This window comes from Exiguobacterium sp. s36 (assembly GCF_018618345.1).
Lineage (GTDB): Bacteria > Bacillota > Bacilli > Exiguobacteriales > Exiguobacteriaceae > Exiguobacterium > Exiguobacterium chiriqhucha.
The window spans coordinates 89351-104862 of the sequence record NZ_JACSLW010000002.1; the positions used below are offsets into that span (position 1 = coordinate 89351).

The following is a 15512-nucleotide window of genomic DNA, read 5'->3' on the forward strand; positions in this document are numbered from 1 at the left end:
CTGTCCACCAAGTACGTGACTCACATCAATTCGTTTGTGTCACGGTCACAATCACATTGCCAGCCTTTCCTCCAGCATCGACGTATCGATGCACCGCGACGATGTCCTCGAGCGGGTAAACCGAATCGATGACGGCCTTTAACCGACCGGCTTCGAATAGCTCGTTCAAGAAAGCCAAATCCTCTTTCCGTTCACTCGCAGGTCCTTGCCCGGCGACAGAACTGAATTTCCCGTGTTCGGCAACATGTTTCCGTGCCAACCGCTTATCGATGTTTCCAGCCGCATCGAACACAGCGTCGTATGTGGTCAGTTTCTCGTCGTAGTTAGGCTTCGTGTAGTCGACCACGACGTCCGCGCCGAGACTTCTCACCAGTTCGAAGTTTCGCTCCCGACAAACTGCCGTTACGTGAGCCCCGTAATATTTCGCGATTTGAACGGCCATCGAACCGACTGCTCCGGAGGCCCCGTAAATTAATACGGTCTTCACTTGTTCGATGTTCACTTTTCGCAAAAAGTGAAGAGTCGTCGTCCCGCCAAACGGCAAGCTGGCTGCTTCGACAAAACTAGCGTTGTTCGGCATGCGCTCGACACATTTACTCGCTTTGACACACGCATATTCGGCATAGCCACCGAACCGCATCCCGGTCAGCGCATAGACACGGTCGCCGACCTTGAAGTGCTCGACGCGGCTGCCCGTCTCGACGACCTCGCCTGCCAAGACGACACCCAGAATCGGTTGACGCGGTGCCTTGAAACCGACGACGATTCGCATCGGAAGCTTACCTAGAGCCGGTACATCGAGTGACCGTAGCCGACGGTCCCCGGAATGAACGGCTGTGGTGTAAACTTGAATCAATAACTCATCCGATTTTGGCACCGGTTTGTCGACTTCTTGAAGCTGCAATACGTCCGGTGGTCCATATGCGGTACAAATTACTGCCTTCATCGTATCCCTCCTCTTAAGACGTGATGTTGTTACTAGAGGAATTCACCGTTTCAATAAAATAAAACCAGATGAAAGAGTCATCTGATCTCTGAAATTGGTTTTTCATCATACAAGCTGAGGAATTAGAATGACCGCCAACAGAAATACGGCAGTGGTCTTTGCTTTATTTCGATTCAACGAAAAAGGAAGCAAAAATAGCCCAAGAACAGTGATGGCGAGGATTAGGAATCCATGGATGAAATACCCTTCGGCGGATGCGATTGGGATACTGATCACCTGAACGGTTGGATTTGAGAAAAAACCCATCGCTTCAAAAACAACATTTCCGATTAGGCCAAGGCTCAGTAAGCATAAAGATAATGCAAAAAGTAATGAGTGCTGTTTCAAGATGATCCTCCTTTTAAAAGTATTTCAATAAACATGACGAGCTAGACTCGCTTGTCTTCTTCATTATAAGCAATCACATATTGTTTATGGAAAAAAATTCAACTAGTTCGGTTACAATGAGGTGGCTTCTATATCAATTTATTGAAAGAACTCTTACACGAAGGAGGTTTACAATGAAGACGTGCTATTATCTTGGATGGTTCAATGAATTTTTCCCAACTTATTTGGCAAATGCCTTGTCACGAGACGTGACAGATCGGCAGTCCCTTGTAATGATTAGCTCAGATCCTGCCTCAACTGCGGTTAATGGTGTTATCGAGCAATCGTGGCTACAGGAGGCTGGCATCTTGTTCAACGATTCTCACGTAATCAATTATGAAATGGATCGCACTAATGCGAAACATCTTCTCGACGCAGCTTCGATGATTTTCTTATTAGGTGGGGACACCATCAAGCAAAATCAGTTTATTCATGAATATGACCTAATCCAATCGATTCAACAAAGCGACGCTATCGTCTTAGGTGCTAGTGCTGGCGCCATCAATATGTCTTCGTCTTGGTTATGCTCGCCAAATATGGGTTATAACGTAACAACCTCAACTATTTTTCAAGGCGTGGCCCTCAACGATTTTTCGATGCTCTCCCACTTCAATCTCGAACAACACATGCACGTCGTCAAGCAAGAGCTAGCCTCGTTCTCTGAAGAAATACCAATCTATTTGTCGAACAAAGATTGTGCGTTTCGTGTTCAAGGCGATCAATTCGATATCTTCGGCGACGTCTATTTGTACTCGAATCGAAACATGACGAAGCTACCTGAGACCAAGTCCTTTGCCACTAATTTTTCACCCCCGCTCTAGAAGGGACTGATTATGCATCCTCGAGATGTGTACGAGAGTAAATCTGTATATGGAAAGCGAAACGTTCTGAAGTCCATATATTGTGTTATAATGAGTGCGACTTTTTGTAAATTCGAACGAGAAAGGGGACTTCCCACATGAAACAATACCATGATTTATGCACCCATATCCTCGAGCACGGTGTCGTCAAAGAGGACCGGACCGGGACCGGGACGACGAGCGTGTTCGGCCACCAAATGCGGTTCAATCTTCAGGATGGATTCCCCCTGGTCACGACGAAAAAACTACATACCCGCTCGATTATCCATGAACTGCTCTGGTTCATCACCGGTGACACGAACGTCAAGTATCTTCAAGATAACGGTGTCCGTATTTGGAACGAATGGGCAGACGAGGACGGCAATCTCGGTCCGGTTTATGGGGCACAGTGGCGCTCATTCCCAAAACCAGACGGCACGAGTGTCGACCAGCTCGCACAAGTGATCGAGCAGATTAAGACGAATCCGGACTCGCGCCGACTCATCGTCTCGGCATGGAACCCTGGGCAACTCGAGGACATGGCGCTGCCACCGTGTCACTTGTTGTTCCAATTTTACGTCGCAGACGGCAAACTATCGTGTCAGCTCTATCAACGCAGCGCCGATACGTTCCTCGGCGTACCGTTCAATATCGCGTCATACGCCTTGCTCACGCATATGGTCGCCCATGTGACCGGCCTTGAGGTCGGGGACTTCGTCCATACGCTCGGCGACGCTCACATTTACCATAACCACCTCGAACAAGTGAACCTTCAATTGACACGTGAGCCACGCCCGCTCCCGACATTGAACATCTTGCGCGACGTGACGTCGATCGAGGACTTCCGCTTCGAGGACTTCGAGATTGTCGGCTATGACCCGCACCCGCATATCAAGGGAGCGGTCAGCGTATGATTGTCCACGTCGTTGCCATCGGGAGAAATCGGGAAATCGGGAAAGATAACGCCTTGTTGTGGCGCCTGCCCGATGACTTGAAACAATTCAAGGCCATCACGACGGGCCAAACGGTCGTCATGGGTCGAAAGACGTTCGAATCGATCGGTCGTCCGTTACCGAACCGCCGCAATATCGTCGTCACGTCCGACCGATCATTTTCAGCTGAAGGTGTCGATGTTTGGCACGACCTCGAGTCGCTCAAAAATGAGACGACAGACCTTTACATCATCGGCGGCGCGACGCTTTATGAGCAAACGCTTCCGATGACGGACCGGTTCTATGTCACCGAGGTCGACGGCACGTTCGAGGCAGACACGTATTATCCACCGCTGCCGAACGGACTCACCGTGTCGGACGAACAGTTCCATCCGGTCGACGAGCGGCATGCCTATAGCTTCACTTTCCGTCAATATGACAAAAGGGACATCGACTGAATCGACGTCCCTTTTTAGTCGGGCAATTTTTCGAGCCACTGCTCGATTTTTTCAGTGATGACATCATGATGGTCCCGTTCAGCCAAGTCGTCGTATAGAGTACCGAGCTCGAGTGCCGTCCGTTTCGACAAGGCCAATACATGACTGTACTTGCCACGCTGCTCCTTGACGGCCGAGAGTGTCCCTCTCGTCTCCGTCGTACTCGATTCGTCTAAGATGAACATCTCCATATGATCGTTACAGGCGTAACGGTCGTAAGGCCGATAGATGACCTCGTAGCGTCGATGCTGTTTCGGCAACTGTTCGGCGAGCATGGCGTACTTCTCCGGGCTCATCGTCACGTAAGCGAGCCGCTTCTCCTCCCGGACCGCCGTCGAATAACGGATGATTCGATTGCGCCCGTCACGTTTCGCTTTATAGAGCGCCTCATCGGCGTACGCACACCACTCGCCGAGCGTCATTCCGGTCTGACAGACGCGCGTATAGCCGATGGACACCGTCACGTGATGTTCGTATGTGAACGTCATCTCCTCAATCCGGCTGCGGACCCGTTCGAGCACCGCATCGACGACGTGGCGCTCGGACACGTTCAAGATGATGAGGAACTCTTCCCCGCCGTAACGAATCAACTCGTCACTCGAGCGAATCGCCAAACGAATCTCCTCGGCAACGCGATGCAACACCTCGTCCCCATACGCATGACCGAACGTATCGTTCAACTGCTTGAAATGATCGATGTCGAGCAACGCGAGCGTGAAGCTTTCACCGGACCGCTCTAGGCGGGACATAAAGCGACTGAACGTCGCTTTCAAATATTTACGGTTGAAGGCGCCTGTCAATTCGTCGACGAGCAGCGCGTTCGAGACGAGCCGTGCCTTCTCGATATGATGTCCGAGGCGGACGAGCCGCTCTTCCATCGGAATCCACTCTTCCCAATAGTCATCGAACCCATACGAGTAGGCGGCGAGTCGATAATGTTCATTCGTTCCAATCACGATGAGCGGGACGTACAGCTTCTTCATCTTGCTAACGAACGATTGGATTGCCCGCTCCGGGAAACGGGCCCACAGTTCGACGTCCATGATAATCGCCTTCGGCACGTCTTCATAATCGTATTCGACGGCTTCTTCTAACGTCTGTAAAAAGACAGGACGTGCCCCGAGCTTTTCCACCCGCGGCTTATAGCGGCTGAACGTCGCAAAGTTGTTCGACAAAATCAAGACGAGGTCCTCGTCTTCTTGCTCGATGCCCAGGATCGTATGGATATATCGTTTCACCGGGGCAATCAATGCCATCGCTTCTGCTTGCGTCAGGACGGCCGGCAACTCACGCACGTCAGATTCGACACGACTGAAGATTTCAAGCAAGTGCATGAACCGTCTCTGTTTCACTTCTTGTTTCATCCAATCCAATAAAAACTCGATGTCTGTTGTTTGAATCTGTCTCGCGCTCGTGATTTGCGCCAAAATCTTATGTATACGATCTGTGAGTTGCTGCTTCATTCCCGACCCCCCAGTTTCGTTCTCCCGATATTCGCTTCTGACTATGATTATGCGACTTCATCCACGAAAATACAACTATTTACTTATTTTTTTCCTATTGTTTGACAGTAATATGGTTCTTAAGACCCATAAGACAGCAGAAAAGAGCGGTCATGGACCGCCCTTCCCTTATTTACCAACTTTTAAGTTAGGAGACGTCATCTCTTCCGGACGAATCCATTGATCGAACTGCTCTTCCGTCAATAGTCCGGTCTCGAGCGCCGCTTCCTTCAACGACGTCCCATTTTTATGGGCGAGTTTCGCGATTTTGGCTGCGTTCTCGTAACCGATATGCGGGTTGAGTGCCGTCACGAGCATGAGCGACCGTTCCACGTTGTGAGCGATGACGTCCAAATCCGGTTCGATGCCGACGGCGCAATGCACGTCGAACGAATGTAGACTGTCCGTCAACAAGCGGCACGTCTGGAGGAAGTTGTACATGATGACAGGCTTGAACACGTTTAACTCGAAGTTTCCTTGGCTCGCACCGAATCCGATGGTCGCATCATTGCCAAGAACTTGGGCAGAGACCATCGTCAACGCCTCGCTCTGCGTCGGGTTGACTTTTCCTGGCATGATCGAGCTGCCCGGTTCGTTTTCCGGAATCAAAATCTCGCCGATACCGGCACGCGGACCAGACGCGAGCCAACGGACATCGTTGGCAATCTTCATCGCGTCCATGGCGAGTGCTTTCAAGGCACCATGGGTGAACACGAGCTGATCGTGACTCGTGAGCGCATGGAACTTGTTGACAGCCGTAATGAACTGTTTGCCGGTCTCTTGCGAGATTTTCTCGGCCACGACTTCGCCGAACTGTGGATGGGCGTTGATGCCCGTCCCGACCGCCGTCCCGCCGAGGGCGAGCTCTGTCAACGGTTCGAGCGTGCGCTCAATCATCTGTTTCGACAGCTCGAGCATACGGACCCAACCGCTAATCTCTTGACCGAGCGTGACCGGCGTCGCGTCTTGCAAGTGCGTCCGTCCAATCTTGACGATGTCCATGAATGACTCGGCTTTCTTCGCGAGCGTCGCGTGGAGCGCCTCAATCGATGGCAACACATGGTCCTCGACCGCTAGGATAGCCGCGATGTGCATCGCCGTCGGATACGTGTCGTTCGAGCTCTGCGACTTGTTGACGTCGTCGTTCGGATGAATCGTGAGCGTTTGACCACGGTCTTTCAACTTATCATTCGCCAAGTGGGCGATGACTTCGTTGACGTTCATGTTCGACTGTGTCCCTGAACCCGTCTGCCAGACGACGAGCGGGAACTCGGCATCATGTTGCCCAGCGACAATCTCATCGGCGACTTCGGCGATGACGTCGGCTTTCGCTTGCTCCAATACACCGAGCTCAGCGTTGGCGAGTGCGGCACCTTTCTTCAAAATCGCGAAGGCATGCACGACCTCAAGCGGCATTTTTTCAGTCCCGATTTTAAAGTTCTCTAGACTGCGCTGTGTTTGGGCTCCCCATTTGGCTGAAGCCGGAACGTTGATTTCCCCCATCGTGTCCCGTTCGATCCGATATTCCATGAAAATTCCCCCTCTTTTTTTGACTACGCTTTCATTTTAGCGAAACTTTTGCAAAAAAGAAATCATTCCCCCGCAATTGACAAAAAGTCGGGCCCACGCCCGACTTTTAGCCTGTCATCAATGCCCGTTTAGCCACGTCATGGGCCCGGTTCTCCGCTCGAGGAATCCATTTGATGAATTTATTCGGCAATTCGTCATAAAGCGTCAGCGCCTTGACGAACAACGGACGCATCGATTGGTCTTTGAGGAAGCGCTGTTCGAGCGCCCGTACGACCGTCTCGGCGTCTGAATAGAACATGAACGTCGATTCGCCCGTCAGTTCGTGCGCTTGTTCGAGGGCGAACGCGAGCGCGGCGAGCTCCGCCTGAACGCTCGTTAACCCGACGCGTTGGGCAATGTACGTGGACACCGTGCCGTCGGTCTTCTTGATCCAGACGCCAATACCGTTCTCACCAGCCTCTTGGTTCGTCGCCGCATCAAAATAAATGTGAACCAAAGCGATACGCCTCCCAATCGGTCTCAATCGGTGCATGAATATCGATGAGCGAGAGACGTTTCGACAAGAGCGCCACTTCTTCTTGCCCATCAAGTTTCTTCGCAAACTTCTGATGCGCCTCTTGAAGCGCTTCTTGTCTCACGATGTCGTATAGCGTTTCGACCGTGTCATACGACTGGACGAGGATGGTCGCTGTCTTCGGTCCGATGCCGCGGACACCGGGAATATTATCTGAGGCGTCGCCTTGGAGCGCCTTCACATCGACGAACTGCTCTGGTCGGACGCCGTACGTCGCAACGAACACTTCCCGATTCATCATCATCTCTTCCCCTTTTTTCGGAACGATTTGAAACACGTTCGGGGAAAGCAACTGATGCAAATCGCGGTCTGACGAATACATATACGATTCGCCCGGGAATGCGGTTGCGACGGCCCCAATCAAGTCATCAGCCTCGTACCCGGCGAGCTCAGACTGAAAAATCCCGCGCTCGGTCAACGCTGCCCGCAACTTGACGTAATCGTGGAACAACGGTTCCGGCAAGCCGGTGCGAGTCGCTTTATAGTCCGGAAACAGGGCGTAACGGTGCGTCGTCTCGCGTGGTCCGTCCCAAAAGAAAGCGATATGCGTGAAGTCGTTCGTCCACCCGTCAACTTTTCGAAGCAGTCCCTTCAACGTCACATCGGGGTCGAGAGCCCGACGACGCTCTGTGGCAAAATAATATCGCGACAAGAGGTTAAACCCATCGACCAACATCAATTTCATCATGCATTCACCTCACAAGCTTGTAATCCGCGCGTGAGCGCGTCCCGGTCAAGATTTTTTCCAATCCAGACGAAGACGGAACGTGAGTCGTCGCTCGGTTCGTTCGCGAACGTCGCCCCCATCAGTTGATTCGTCGCTTGGACGACGAATTTTGATGTTTCTCCGTCTAAACGAACAATCGCCTTCAAGCGATAGACATCATCTTCATAGTGCATGAGCACTTCTCGGACGTATTGAGTGACGCGTTCCCGTTTGAGCGGCACGTCCGTCGTGAGCGTGATGGCCCGAAGTGATGAGACCGAGGAGTGTCCTGCCGTCAGTTGGCCGATGAGCTGTTCGTCGACTCGTGAGAGCTGGAACGTATTCTCCGTCAAGTCATAGTCGCCGACCGTCTGCACCGTCTCGATGACTCGAACGGTCGGATTCAGCGCGTGAATCCGCTCATGCGCCTGTTTGAGCGCATCCGCATCGACGAGGTCGACTTTATTCAATAAAATCACGTCAGCATAGGCAATTTGATGGATTCCTTCTATAAACAGCTCGCGGTCCAGTTGACTGGCATCGACGACAGTCAATATCGCCGTCAGCTTGAAGCGCGTGCGCAAATAGTCGTCATAATAAATCGTCTGAATGATTGGCGCCGGGTCGGCCACACCAGTCGTTTCGATGACGATGCGGTCGAACGTATCCTTCGATGCGAGCTGATAGAACGTCTTGCTCAAATCGCTTTGAATCGAGCAACAGATACAACCGTTCGACAGCTCGATCTGCTCTTGGTCCATCTTGACAATTAACTGTTCGTCGATATTCACCGACCCGAGCTCGTTGACGATGACGAGCAGCCGCTCGTCCGTCGCTTCTAGCAAGCGATTCATATAGGTCGTTTTTCCGGCACCTAAAAAACCGGTCACCAATTGCACGGGAATCATGTACTGCACCTCACCTTATAAATTTTCGTGGACCCGCGCCCATTTCTCATAGCGCGCATCCAGCAAGTCGATCAAATGTAGCATCCACGCTTCTGTCGTGACCGGTAACACGCTCGATCCCCACTCGCGCTTGCCGTGGTGGGATAAAATCATATGCCAAATCCGATGATGGGCGTCGAGCGACAACGTGACACTTGCGGCCTGTTGACTCTTCTCGAACAACAGTCCGCCGTATGGCATATGTCCGATGAAGCTTCCCATCGGATTGATCGAGATGCCGGTCGTCTCACTCGTACCGTTGACCGAGAACAGTTGCTCGAACCGATTCGGGGACGACAGCAAGTGACTGTACTCGAACAACTTGCCGATATCATGGAATAAAATCCCGAGCGCGAGTTCGTCCCAACGGAGCGGCTCCTTCAATTCCGCGATGGCCTCGCAGGCCGCGTAAAGCGACTCGAACGTGCCCCGGAACGCCTGTTCAACTTTTACACCGTTCATCGTATTCCATACGTCTACTTTGTGCAACTGCTCGGCTTCTTTGATGACCCGGAACGCCATCGCCAAATGGTCGTCCTGTTCTTGGATACGATAACCGAGTCGAAGCATACAGACCGTGTGCTTCAAGAGGCCGCCGACATAGTTATGATGATGATACAGTGCAGCCGGTGCGAGTACGAAATCGTCCCAATAGCGGTCGAGTAGCGACATCGCAATCGCTTGATAGTCAGGCGAGAGCGTCGACAGAATCGCGAACAGCTCATCGGCGTATTGTTCCATCGTCTCGTCTCCAGGAAGACCTGGCAACAATGAGACTGCCTCGTCCCGGGCAATCGGTTTGGCCCGGTCGATTGTAATCGACTTGGCGCCGTCCGGTTTCGGATAGACGTCGATTTTCCCTTCAAGCTCGATCACACCAGACTCGTAAATCGGTAACAACTGCTCTTCATTGCCACGCAACCATTGCTTGGCACGGATGAGTCCGCTCGATGTCGTCAAATTCAGTTGCAGCCATTTGGCACCCGATTTGCCTTCTCTCACTTCGACTGTACTGACGAGCGCTTTCGTCTGGACCGGTGTCCCGTCCGTAAGGTCAGTCAATCGCGTCGACGCTTTTTCGACGGTCGGGAGTTGGAACCGCGTCCGGTCGAAGCCGCTCCCCGTAATCGGATCAATCTGTTGGTAATAGTTCATATACAATGCCCTCCTTCTTCTCTTTGCCCATTGTATCGTGTTTTCCACTTCGAGGCGAACATACTTTCGTTATAGGTCATGAAGATTCCTAAATTATATTGAAAGCGCTTACTAGAATTGATACGATTAAGACAGCCAGATAAAGGGGGAACTCACATGATTTCATTGGTAGATACGTATGAACGGTTGATCGCAACAGGGGAAGCGACACGTTACGCAACAACGCACTCAACAATTGATAGCATTTTACAGGCATCGGCTTGCCCGGTCTCACATCACGAACTCGTGGCGGCGGTCTCGGGACATGCGGGGAATCCATATACGCCGGACCAACTCGTCGACTCGGTCATCGAGCATGAGATGAAAGGCGCAATGGCCGTCCTCGTCGTCGCCGGTTATCCGATTCAAACACCGCTCGCCAAAGCCGTCGTCTTATCGGCATTCGCTCGGACGAACCGGATGAATATCGAGAAACTGAAAGAACTCGGTCATGCCGACCTGCTCGTGCGCATCCAGTCGGCCGAACGGTCATGGAAGCGGACGTATACACACTTATACCGCTCGGCACCAAGTCAGCTTTGTGACCAACTCGACTCACTTCTCGGCGGTTGTGCCGTCCATCGTGTGCTCGAGGCCATCGATTTCAATCCGAACGTCAAAACGGCATAAAGAAAGAGCGGTCCCCGGGCCGCTCTTTCTTTATGCCTTCAATTATCCTTCTGTCACTTCGACCGCTTCCGGTTCGAACAATGTGACGTTCCGTGCTGGTGAGAACGTTGAAATCGCATGCTTATAAATCAACTGTTGGCGCCCTTCCGATTCGACGATGACCGTGAAGTTGTCAAACGATTTGATGACTCCCCGAATTTGAAACCCGCTGACTAAAAACACGGTCGTCGGCACCATTTCTTTACGTAACTGATTCAAAAAATGATCTTGAATGTTATAGCTAGCCTTCATGTTGCATTCCCCCTAGTCTATGTCTCTTTGAAATAATCGGAATTTTCGAAAAAACTCCTCAACTTCATCATAAATATTTTGATACGATAGTTCAAATGATTTTCGTCCCATATCGACCCAAATCCCATTAAATTGATGACGGAACCATGTCAATTGACGTTTTGCGAACTTGCGCGTGTGCTGTTTGAGCGTCTCGCTCATCTGTTCTCGGGTCATCAATCCATCAAGATACGGAACGACTTCCTTGTAACCGATGGCGCGCATCGCTTGCGTGTCCCGGTAACCAGCCGCGAGCAAGCGCTCGACTTCCTCGATGAGGCCCGCTTCGAGCATCAAGTCGACACGATGGTTGATACGCGAGTAGAGCACGTCCCGGTCCGCATGCAAGACGAACAGTTTATAGGCGTAATGTTCCGACGGGAGGCTGTCCATCGCCTGGGCGTCGCCTTGGAGCGCGACTTCAAGGGCCCGGATGACGCGGCGGACGTTATTCGGATGAATGCTCTCGGCCCGTTTTGGATCGAGCGATTGCAGACGCGCATGCAGCGCCTCAGGTCCACCCGTTTCAGCTTCTAACTCGAGCGCTTCACGCAATTCGTGATTGACCGGTCGTTCTGTGAACTCATAGTCATATAGAATCGCACGGATGTAGAGACCTGTCCCGCCGACCAGAATCGGCAATTTTCCGCGCGCATAAATATCATCGATCGCCGCCCGGGCCAACTTTTGGAAAGTGGCGACGCTCATCGCCTCGTCCGGGTCGCATATATCAATCAAATGATGCGGAACCCCTTCCGCCTCCTCGACCGTCACTTTTGCCGAACCGATATCCATCCCGCGGTACACTTGGACCGAGTCGCCCGATACGATTTCACCGTTGAACGCTTTGGCGAGCTCAATCCCTGTCGTCGTCTTCCCGACAGCCGTCGGTCCGACGAGGACGATGACTGGTGTCTTTTCCATCCTTGTCACTCCTCAAACGAAAGACCGTCCCTTAAAGGAAACGGCCCGTTAAATTCTTCTTTTTATTGTATCATCAAACACGACCGCAAACAGCATCCATCCGCATAATAATAGTCCCATCAGTAAAATTAGGCCGTCACTCATCCGAGGTCGCCTCCTTTACGTATGTCATTCCCACTTTTCACATTTTAGACACAAATGAATGCGCAAAAAAACGACGCTCCCAAAGGAGCATCGTTCATTGTGTCACTTCTACTAAACGGCGCTGGCGCCACATCGTCAATCCAAAATAAAGAATCGCGGTGCCGCTCGCGGCCCACCACATAACGCCATAGAGCGGCGTCATCAAATTTGCGAGACCGAACAGCGCCGGAATAATCAAGGTCAACCAAGCGAGCACGAAGGCGACCCGGGCCGTCAAGCCGTCAATCTGCCACCCTAGGCCCATCCCCATGAAGAACAGTCCCCACAAGAGCGACCAAAACAACCACGTGACTGCTCCCATCACATCGCCCGTCGTGAATGCGATCACCGCATAGAAGACGGCCGAAATCGATACGAAGAGCGAGAACCATCCGACGCCCCGACCGTCCAAATCGAATAGGAACGTCACACCGACGTACAAATATGTGAACGCGAACAAGTAGATGCTCGCATATCCAAACATCTCCGCCGAACTCGCCCCGATGACGAGCCACGTCGCGATGAACGTCTGTAATAGTCCAGTGAACAGACTAAACACACCCGCACTCTTAACGTCCACTTTTCCAAACAAAACGAGGCTGTTGATGAACAGTGCTACGCCTCCAAATAATAAACTTATATTCCCCACACTCATTGCTCCTTCATACAGATGTCTGACGTCTAATTTTATCTACGTCCACTGTAACTTGAATTCGCTTTCAGTGCAAGTGGAGAAATGGACGTTCACGGACTCGACAAACGTCACTCGTTTTCGAGCGTTTGAATCGCTTCATCGATTCGTTCCTGTTCGTCCTCTGTAAACGTCGGGAATTGTGGATCGATGTCTTCAAGAACATCAATCATGACCGTCGAGACGATATAACGTGCGTACCAGTCATCATCTGCCGGCAGTACATACCACGGGGAAAGTTCTGTTGCTGTGTTCGACAACATATCCTCAAAAATAGCTTGATAATCGTCCCAATGCTTTCGTTCCTCGACATCACTGAACGAGAACTCCCAATTCTTGCTCGGGTCTTTTAGTCGTTCGAGGAGACGGTCTCGTTGCACTTCTTTCGATACATTGAAAAAGAACTTGATGACCGCGAATCCGTTCTCGTTCAAATATTGCTCGAAATCGTTGATTTGACGATAGCGGATTTTCCATACCGACTCTTTGTCCTCATCGTCCGGGATGACCTCTTCTCCGAGCAGGTCATGGACGCGCGGGGCAATCACTTCCTCGTAATGGGAACGGTTCAAGATGCCGACCTGACCGCGTTCCGGCATGAGGTCATGCATCCGCCAGAGATAGTCATGTTTCTTCTCTGTATCCGATGGTTTTTGGAACGCATTCGTCTTTAACCCTTGCGCGTTCAAATTCGAGAAAATGTAACTGATCGCCTCATCTTTACCACCCGCATCGAGCGCCTGTAAGACGACGACGACACCCTTTTTGGCTTCGGCATATAGTTTCCAATGCAACTCTTTCAATTTTTCGACACTCTCCGGAATCAGCTTGTTTTGCAACGTCTCGTCCGATGGGCGGTCCTTGATCGTGGTTGGGTAATCGTTCAGACGAATCCCGTTTTTATGGTCAATGCGAAATGATTGAATGTCCATATGTCCTCCTTGATTGCGACAATTTTTACGTACAATCCGTATTTACCCTATTCTTTCAAAAAATAGCGACAAAAAAATCCTTTCCGCCGAAACGGAAAGGATGTTTGAATGGACTCGGCTTAGTAGATTCCGACCGCGTCGAACGATTTCGCTGCCGCGACCGCTTGTGTACTCGTTGGACCGTACAAATCTTTGGCTGACTGTACGACTGCTTGACGTAGGCTCGAGAAGTTCGATGTCGGTGTCAAGTAGACAGTGAGCGCGCGGTAGTAGACATCGCCCATTTGCTTGACGCCGATGCCTTGAACCGATACGCCGTAGTGTGAGCCCCCGCTCGCGAACAAGTAGGCCGCCTTGTTGACGATACCTGAGTTGATATGGACGCCACCGTTGTCTTGCGTCCCTGTGTAGCGGACCGAGTAGTGGTCCGGGTCACCGTTGGCCGCTGGGTTCGACATCGAACGGAGACCGTCCCCGGCAATACCCGGCGTATAGATGTCTTCCCCGACCAACCAGTCGAAGTTCGAGCCGACGCTGTACTCCGCGACCGTACCGAAGATATCAGAGATCGCCTCGTTGATGGCTCCTGATTCGTTCTGATAGATCAAACCGGCCGTGTACTCTGTGACCGCGTGTGACAATTCGTGAGCGACGACGTCAAGGGCGCCCGAGAGGTATGTGAACGTTTGGCCGTCCCCGTCACCGTACACCATCTTGCTGCCATCCCAGAACGCGTTGTTGTAGCTGCGGCTATAGTGGACCGTCGAGTTGAGGGCCGCACCGTTGTTGTCATAGCTGTTACGACCGTACGTGTTTTTGAAGAAGTCATACGTCTTCGTCGCGTTGACGTGGGCGCTGACCGCGGCCCGGTCGTACGTCGTGTTCAAGACGTTATCGACATCGGCCCAAAGCGATCCAGGAAGGCGCGTCCGGTTACCGGCGTCATACGTATAGATGCCTTTGCCGCGTGTCGAGTCCTGGAGATAGTAATATGAACCGCTCTTCGTCGTCTTGAACGTTTGGCTCTGGCCAAGGACGTCGATTCCCGTGCCGGTATACGTCGTACCCGTGACACCGTTCGTCGGTTTGGCGTGTGCCAATTGGTTGTACTTGTTCAATACTTTCCCGCTTGCCGCATCGATGAAGTACGTCCAACGTGACGGCTCATCCGCATCAAGAATCGTCCCGGTCACTTCATACGCATAGACCGCCTCTTCCCCGTTCGGATAGACGACGAGTTCCGCTGCCGGCTCAAGCTCGTATGCGCCTTTGTGGCCGACAAGCTCTTTATAACGAGCGACCGCTTTTTGTTCATTCAGCTTGATTGACTTATGTAATCCTTTGAGTTGTTTCGTATCATCGACGACCGTTTTCAATTGGCCATCATTATCGACGACACCGACGACGATTCCACCGAAGACCGGTACACCGTCAACCGTCTGTTGTAATTTGACGACTTGTCCGACTTTGTCACGCTTCGATTCGAGCGTTTTGAATTCGCCTTTCGCTTTCGCATACTCTTTGACGATTGTCGTCGGCGCCTCGTTCGATGGTTTCGTCAACGTACCTGACTTGAGCTCCGCCGCGCCGACAAGTTGCGGCACAAGCAAGACGCCTGCGATGAGTGATGTAGATAAAACTTTTTTCATGTGTGTTTCCCTCCTTATGTGGTGTCTCCTACTTTACATAGTTTCCCACATTTAATGTATCCAACTTTTTAATTATTTTG

Annotated in this window: 17 protein-coding genes; 4 read left to right on the plus strand and 13 right to left on the minus strand. The window is 51.6% G+C overall.

Annotated features, from left to right (window positions below; translation table 11 throughout):
* Positions 1–25: 25 nt before the first annotated feature.
* Entirely contained in the window at positions 26–946 is a 921-nt protein-coding gene (locus KNP95_RS05900) for an NAD(P)-dependent alcohol dehydrogenase (protein WP_214836077.1), read from the minus strand.
* Positions 947–1051: 105 nt separating this feature from the next.
* Complete coding sequence (locus tag KNP95_RS05905; RefSeq protein ID WP_214752091.1) at positions 1052–1333, minus strand: hypothetical protein; 282 nt, start codon at positions 1331–1333, stop codon at positions 1052–1054.
* A 173-nt stretch (positions 1334–1506) separates the two neighbouring features.
* Between KNP95_RS05905 and KNP95_RS05910 the strand changes: the two genes are divergently transcribed.
* The 3 genes from KNP95_RS05910 to KNP95_RS05920 all read left to right on the plus strand — a co-directional run bounded on the left by KNP95_RS05910 (position 1507) and on the right by KNP95_RS05920 (position 3601).
* The gene (locus KNP95_RS05910; RefSeq protein WP_214836080.1) at positions 1507–2193 is read left to right on the plus strand and encodes a Type 1 glutamine amidotransferase-like domain-containing protein; all 687 of its coding nucleotides are present in this window, start codon (positions 1507–1509) and stop codon (positions 2191–2193) included.
* Positions 2194–2330: 137 nt separating this feature from the next.
* Positions 2331–3125, plus strand: coding sequence for a thymidylate synthase (locus KNP95_RS05915; RefSeq protein ID WP_214836083.1), 795 nt, complete (start codon positions 2331–2333; stop codon positions 3123–3125).
* Complete coding sequence (locus KNP95_RS05920; RefSeq protein WP_214836086.1) at positions 3122–3601, plus strand: dihydrofolate reductase; 480 nt, start codon at positions 3122–3124, stop codon at positions 3599–3601. The genes KNP95_RS05915 and KNP95_RS05920 overlap by 4 nt, the downstream gene beginning before the upstream one ends.
* Before the next feature lie 14 nt (positions 3602–3615).
* On the opposite strand, the gene KNP95_RS05925 is transcribed toward KNP95_RS05920, so the two are convergent.
* From KNP95_RS05925 to KNP95_RS05950, 6 genes are all read right to left on the minus strand, one after another.
* The gene (locus KNP95_RS05925; protein WP_214836089.1) at positions 3616–5103 is read right to left on the minus strand and encodes a GGDEF domain-containing protein; all 1488 of its coding nucleotides are present in this window, start codon (positions 5101–5103) and stop codon (positions 3616–3618) included.
* Between the two features lie 168 nt (positions 5104–5271).
* Positions 5272–6672 carry a class II fumarate hydratase gene (fumC, locus tag KNP95_RS05930; protein WP_214836092.1) on the minus strand — a complete coding sequence of 467 codons (1401 nt, stop codon included), beginning with the start codon at positions 6670–6672 and terminating at the stop codon, positions 5272–5274.
* Positions 6673–6778: 106 nt separating this feature from the next.
* A complete protein-coding gene (locus KNP95_RS05935) occupies positions 6779–7168 on the minus strand; it encodes a reverse transcriptase-like protein (protein ID WP_214719694.1) in 390 nt (129 codons plus the stop codon).
* Positions 7149–7934 carry a 5'-3' exonuclease gene (locus KNP95_RS05940; RefSeq protein WP_251130320.1) on the minus strand — a complete coding sequence of 262 codons (786 nt, stop codon included), beginning with the start codon at positions 7932–7934 and terminating at the stop codon, positions 7149–7151. The genes KNP95_RS05935 and KNP95_RS05940 overlap by 20 nt, the downstream gene beginning before the upstream one ends.
* Complete coding sequence (locus tag KNP95_RS05945; protein WP_214836095.1) at positions 7931–8860, minus strand: CobW family GTP-binding protein; 930 nt, start codon at positions 8858–8860, stop codon at positions 7931–7933. The genes KNP95_RS05940 and KNP95_RS05945 overlap by 4 nt, the downstream gene beginning before the upstream one ends.
* 15 nt (positions 8861–8875) lie before the next feature.
* Positions 8876–10054: a DNA-binding protein gene (locus tag KNP95_RS05950; RefSeq protein ID WP_214836098.1), complete on the minus strand. Its 1179-nt coding sequence runs from the start codon at positions 10052–10054 to the stop codon at positions 8876–8878.
* A gap of 156 nt (positions 10055–10210) precedes the next feature.
* Here KNP95_RS05950 and KNP95_RS05955 point away from each other — a divergent pair, with 156 nt between their 5' ends.
* Positions 10211–10723, plus strand: a complete 513-nt coding sequence (locus KNP95_RS05955; protein WP_214836101.1) for a hypothetical protein — start codon at positions 10211–10213, stop codon at positions 10721–10723.
* 42 nt (positions 10724–10765) lie between these two features.
* On the opposite strand, the gene hfq is transcribed toward KNP95_RS05955, so the two are convergent.
* From hfq to KNP95_RS05980, 5 genes are all read right to left on the minus strand, one after another.
* Positions 10766–11014 carry an RNA chaperone Hfq gene (hfq, locus tag KNP95_RS05960; protein WP_021067304.1) on the minus strand — a complete coding sequence of 83 codons (249 nt, stop codon included), beginning with the start codon at positions 11012–11014 and terminating at the stop codon, positions 10766–10768.
* Positions 11015–11026: 12 nt separating this feature from the next.
* A complete protein-coding gene (gene miaA / locus KNP95_RS05965) occupies positions 11027–11977 on the minus strand; it encodes a tRNA (adenosine(37)-N6)-dimethylallyltransferase MiaA (protein ID WP_214719698.1) in 951 nt (316 codons plus the stop codon).
* 238 nt (positions 11978–12215) lie between these two features.
* A complete protein-coding gene (locus KNP95_RS05970; protein ID WP_214836104.1) occupies positions 12216–12809 on the minus strand; it encodes an AmiS/UreI family transporter in 594 nt (197 codons plus the stop codon).
* Between the two features lie 113 nt (positions 12810–12922).
* Positions 12923–13783 carry a PPK2 family polyphosphate kinase gene (locus tag KNP95_RS05975; protein WP_214836107.1) on the minus strand — a complete coding sequence of 287 codons (861 nt, stop codon included), beginning with the start codon at positions 13781–13783 and terminating at the stop codon, positions 12923–12925.
* A gap of 119 nt (positions 13784–13902) precedes the next feature.
* Positions 13903–15432, minus strand: a complete 1530-nt coding sequence (locus KNP95_RS05980) for a M4 family metallopeptidase (RefSeq protein ID WP_214719701.1) — start codon at positions 15430–15432, stop codon at positions 13903–13905.
* Positions 15433–15512: the final 80 nt, after the last annotated feature.

Bases quoted from the DNA above. Each gene is read 5' to 3' on its own strand.
- KNP95_RS05900 (WP_214836077.1), bottom strand. From the start codon at position 946: ATGAAGGCAGTAATTTGTACCGCATATGGACCACCGGACGTATTGCAG.
- KNP95_RS05910 (WP_214836080.1), top strand. From the start codon at position 1,507: ATGAAGACGTGCTATTATCTTGGATGGTTCAATGAATTTTTCCCAACT.
- KNP95_RS05915 (WP_214836083.1), top strand. From the start codon at position 2,331: ATGAAACAATACCATGATTTATGCACCCATATCCTCGAGCACGGTGTC.
- KNP95_RS05920 (WP_214836086.1), top strand. From the start codon at position 3,122: ATGATTGTCCACGTCGTTGCCATCGGGAGAAATCGGGAAATCGGGAAA.
- KNP95_RS05925 (WP_214836089.1), bottom strand. From the start codon at position 5,103: ATGAAGCAGCAACTCACAGATCGTATACATAAGATTTTGGCGCAAATC.
- fumC (WP_214836092.1), bottom strand. From the start codon at position 6,672: ATGGAATATCGGATCGAACGGGACACGATGGGGGAAATCAACGTTCCG.
- KNP95_RS05940 (WP_251130320.1), bottom strand. From the start codon at position 7,934: ATGATGAAATTGATGTTGGTCGATGGGTTTAACCTCTTGTCGCGATAT.
- KNP95_RS05945 (WP_214836095.1), bottom strand. From the start codon at position 8,860: ATGATTCCCGTGCAATTGGTGACCGGTTTTTTAGGTGCCGGAAAAACG.
- KNP95_RS05950 (WP_214836098.1), bottom strand. From the start codon at position 10,054: ATGAACTATTACCAACAGATTGATCCGATTACGGGGAGCGGCTTCGAC.
- KNP95_RS05955 (WP_214836101.1), top strand. From the start codon at position 10,211: ATGATTTCATTGGTAGATACGTATGAACGGTTGATCGCAACAGGGGAA.
- hfq (WP_021067304.1), bottom strand. From the start codon at position 11,014: ATGAAGGCTAGCTATAACATTCAAGATCATTTTTTGAATCAGTTACGT.
- miaA (WP_214719698.1), bottom strand. From the start codon at position 11,977: ATGGAAAAGACACCAGTCATCGTCCTCGTCGGACCGACGGCTGTCGGG.
- KNP95_RS05975 (WP_214836107.1), bottom strand. From the start codon at position 13,783: ATGGACATTCAATCATTTCGCATTGACCATAAAAACGGGATTCGTCTG.
- KNP95_RS05980 (WP_214719701.1), bottom strand. From the start codon at position 15,432: ATGAAAAAAGTTTTATCTACATCACTCATCGCAGGCGTCTTGCTTGTG.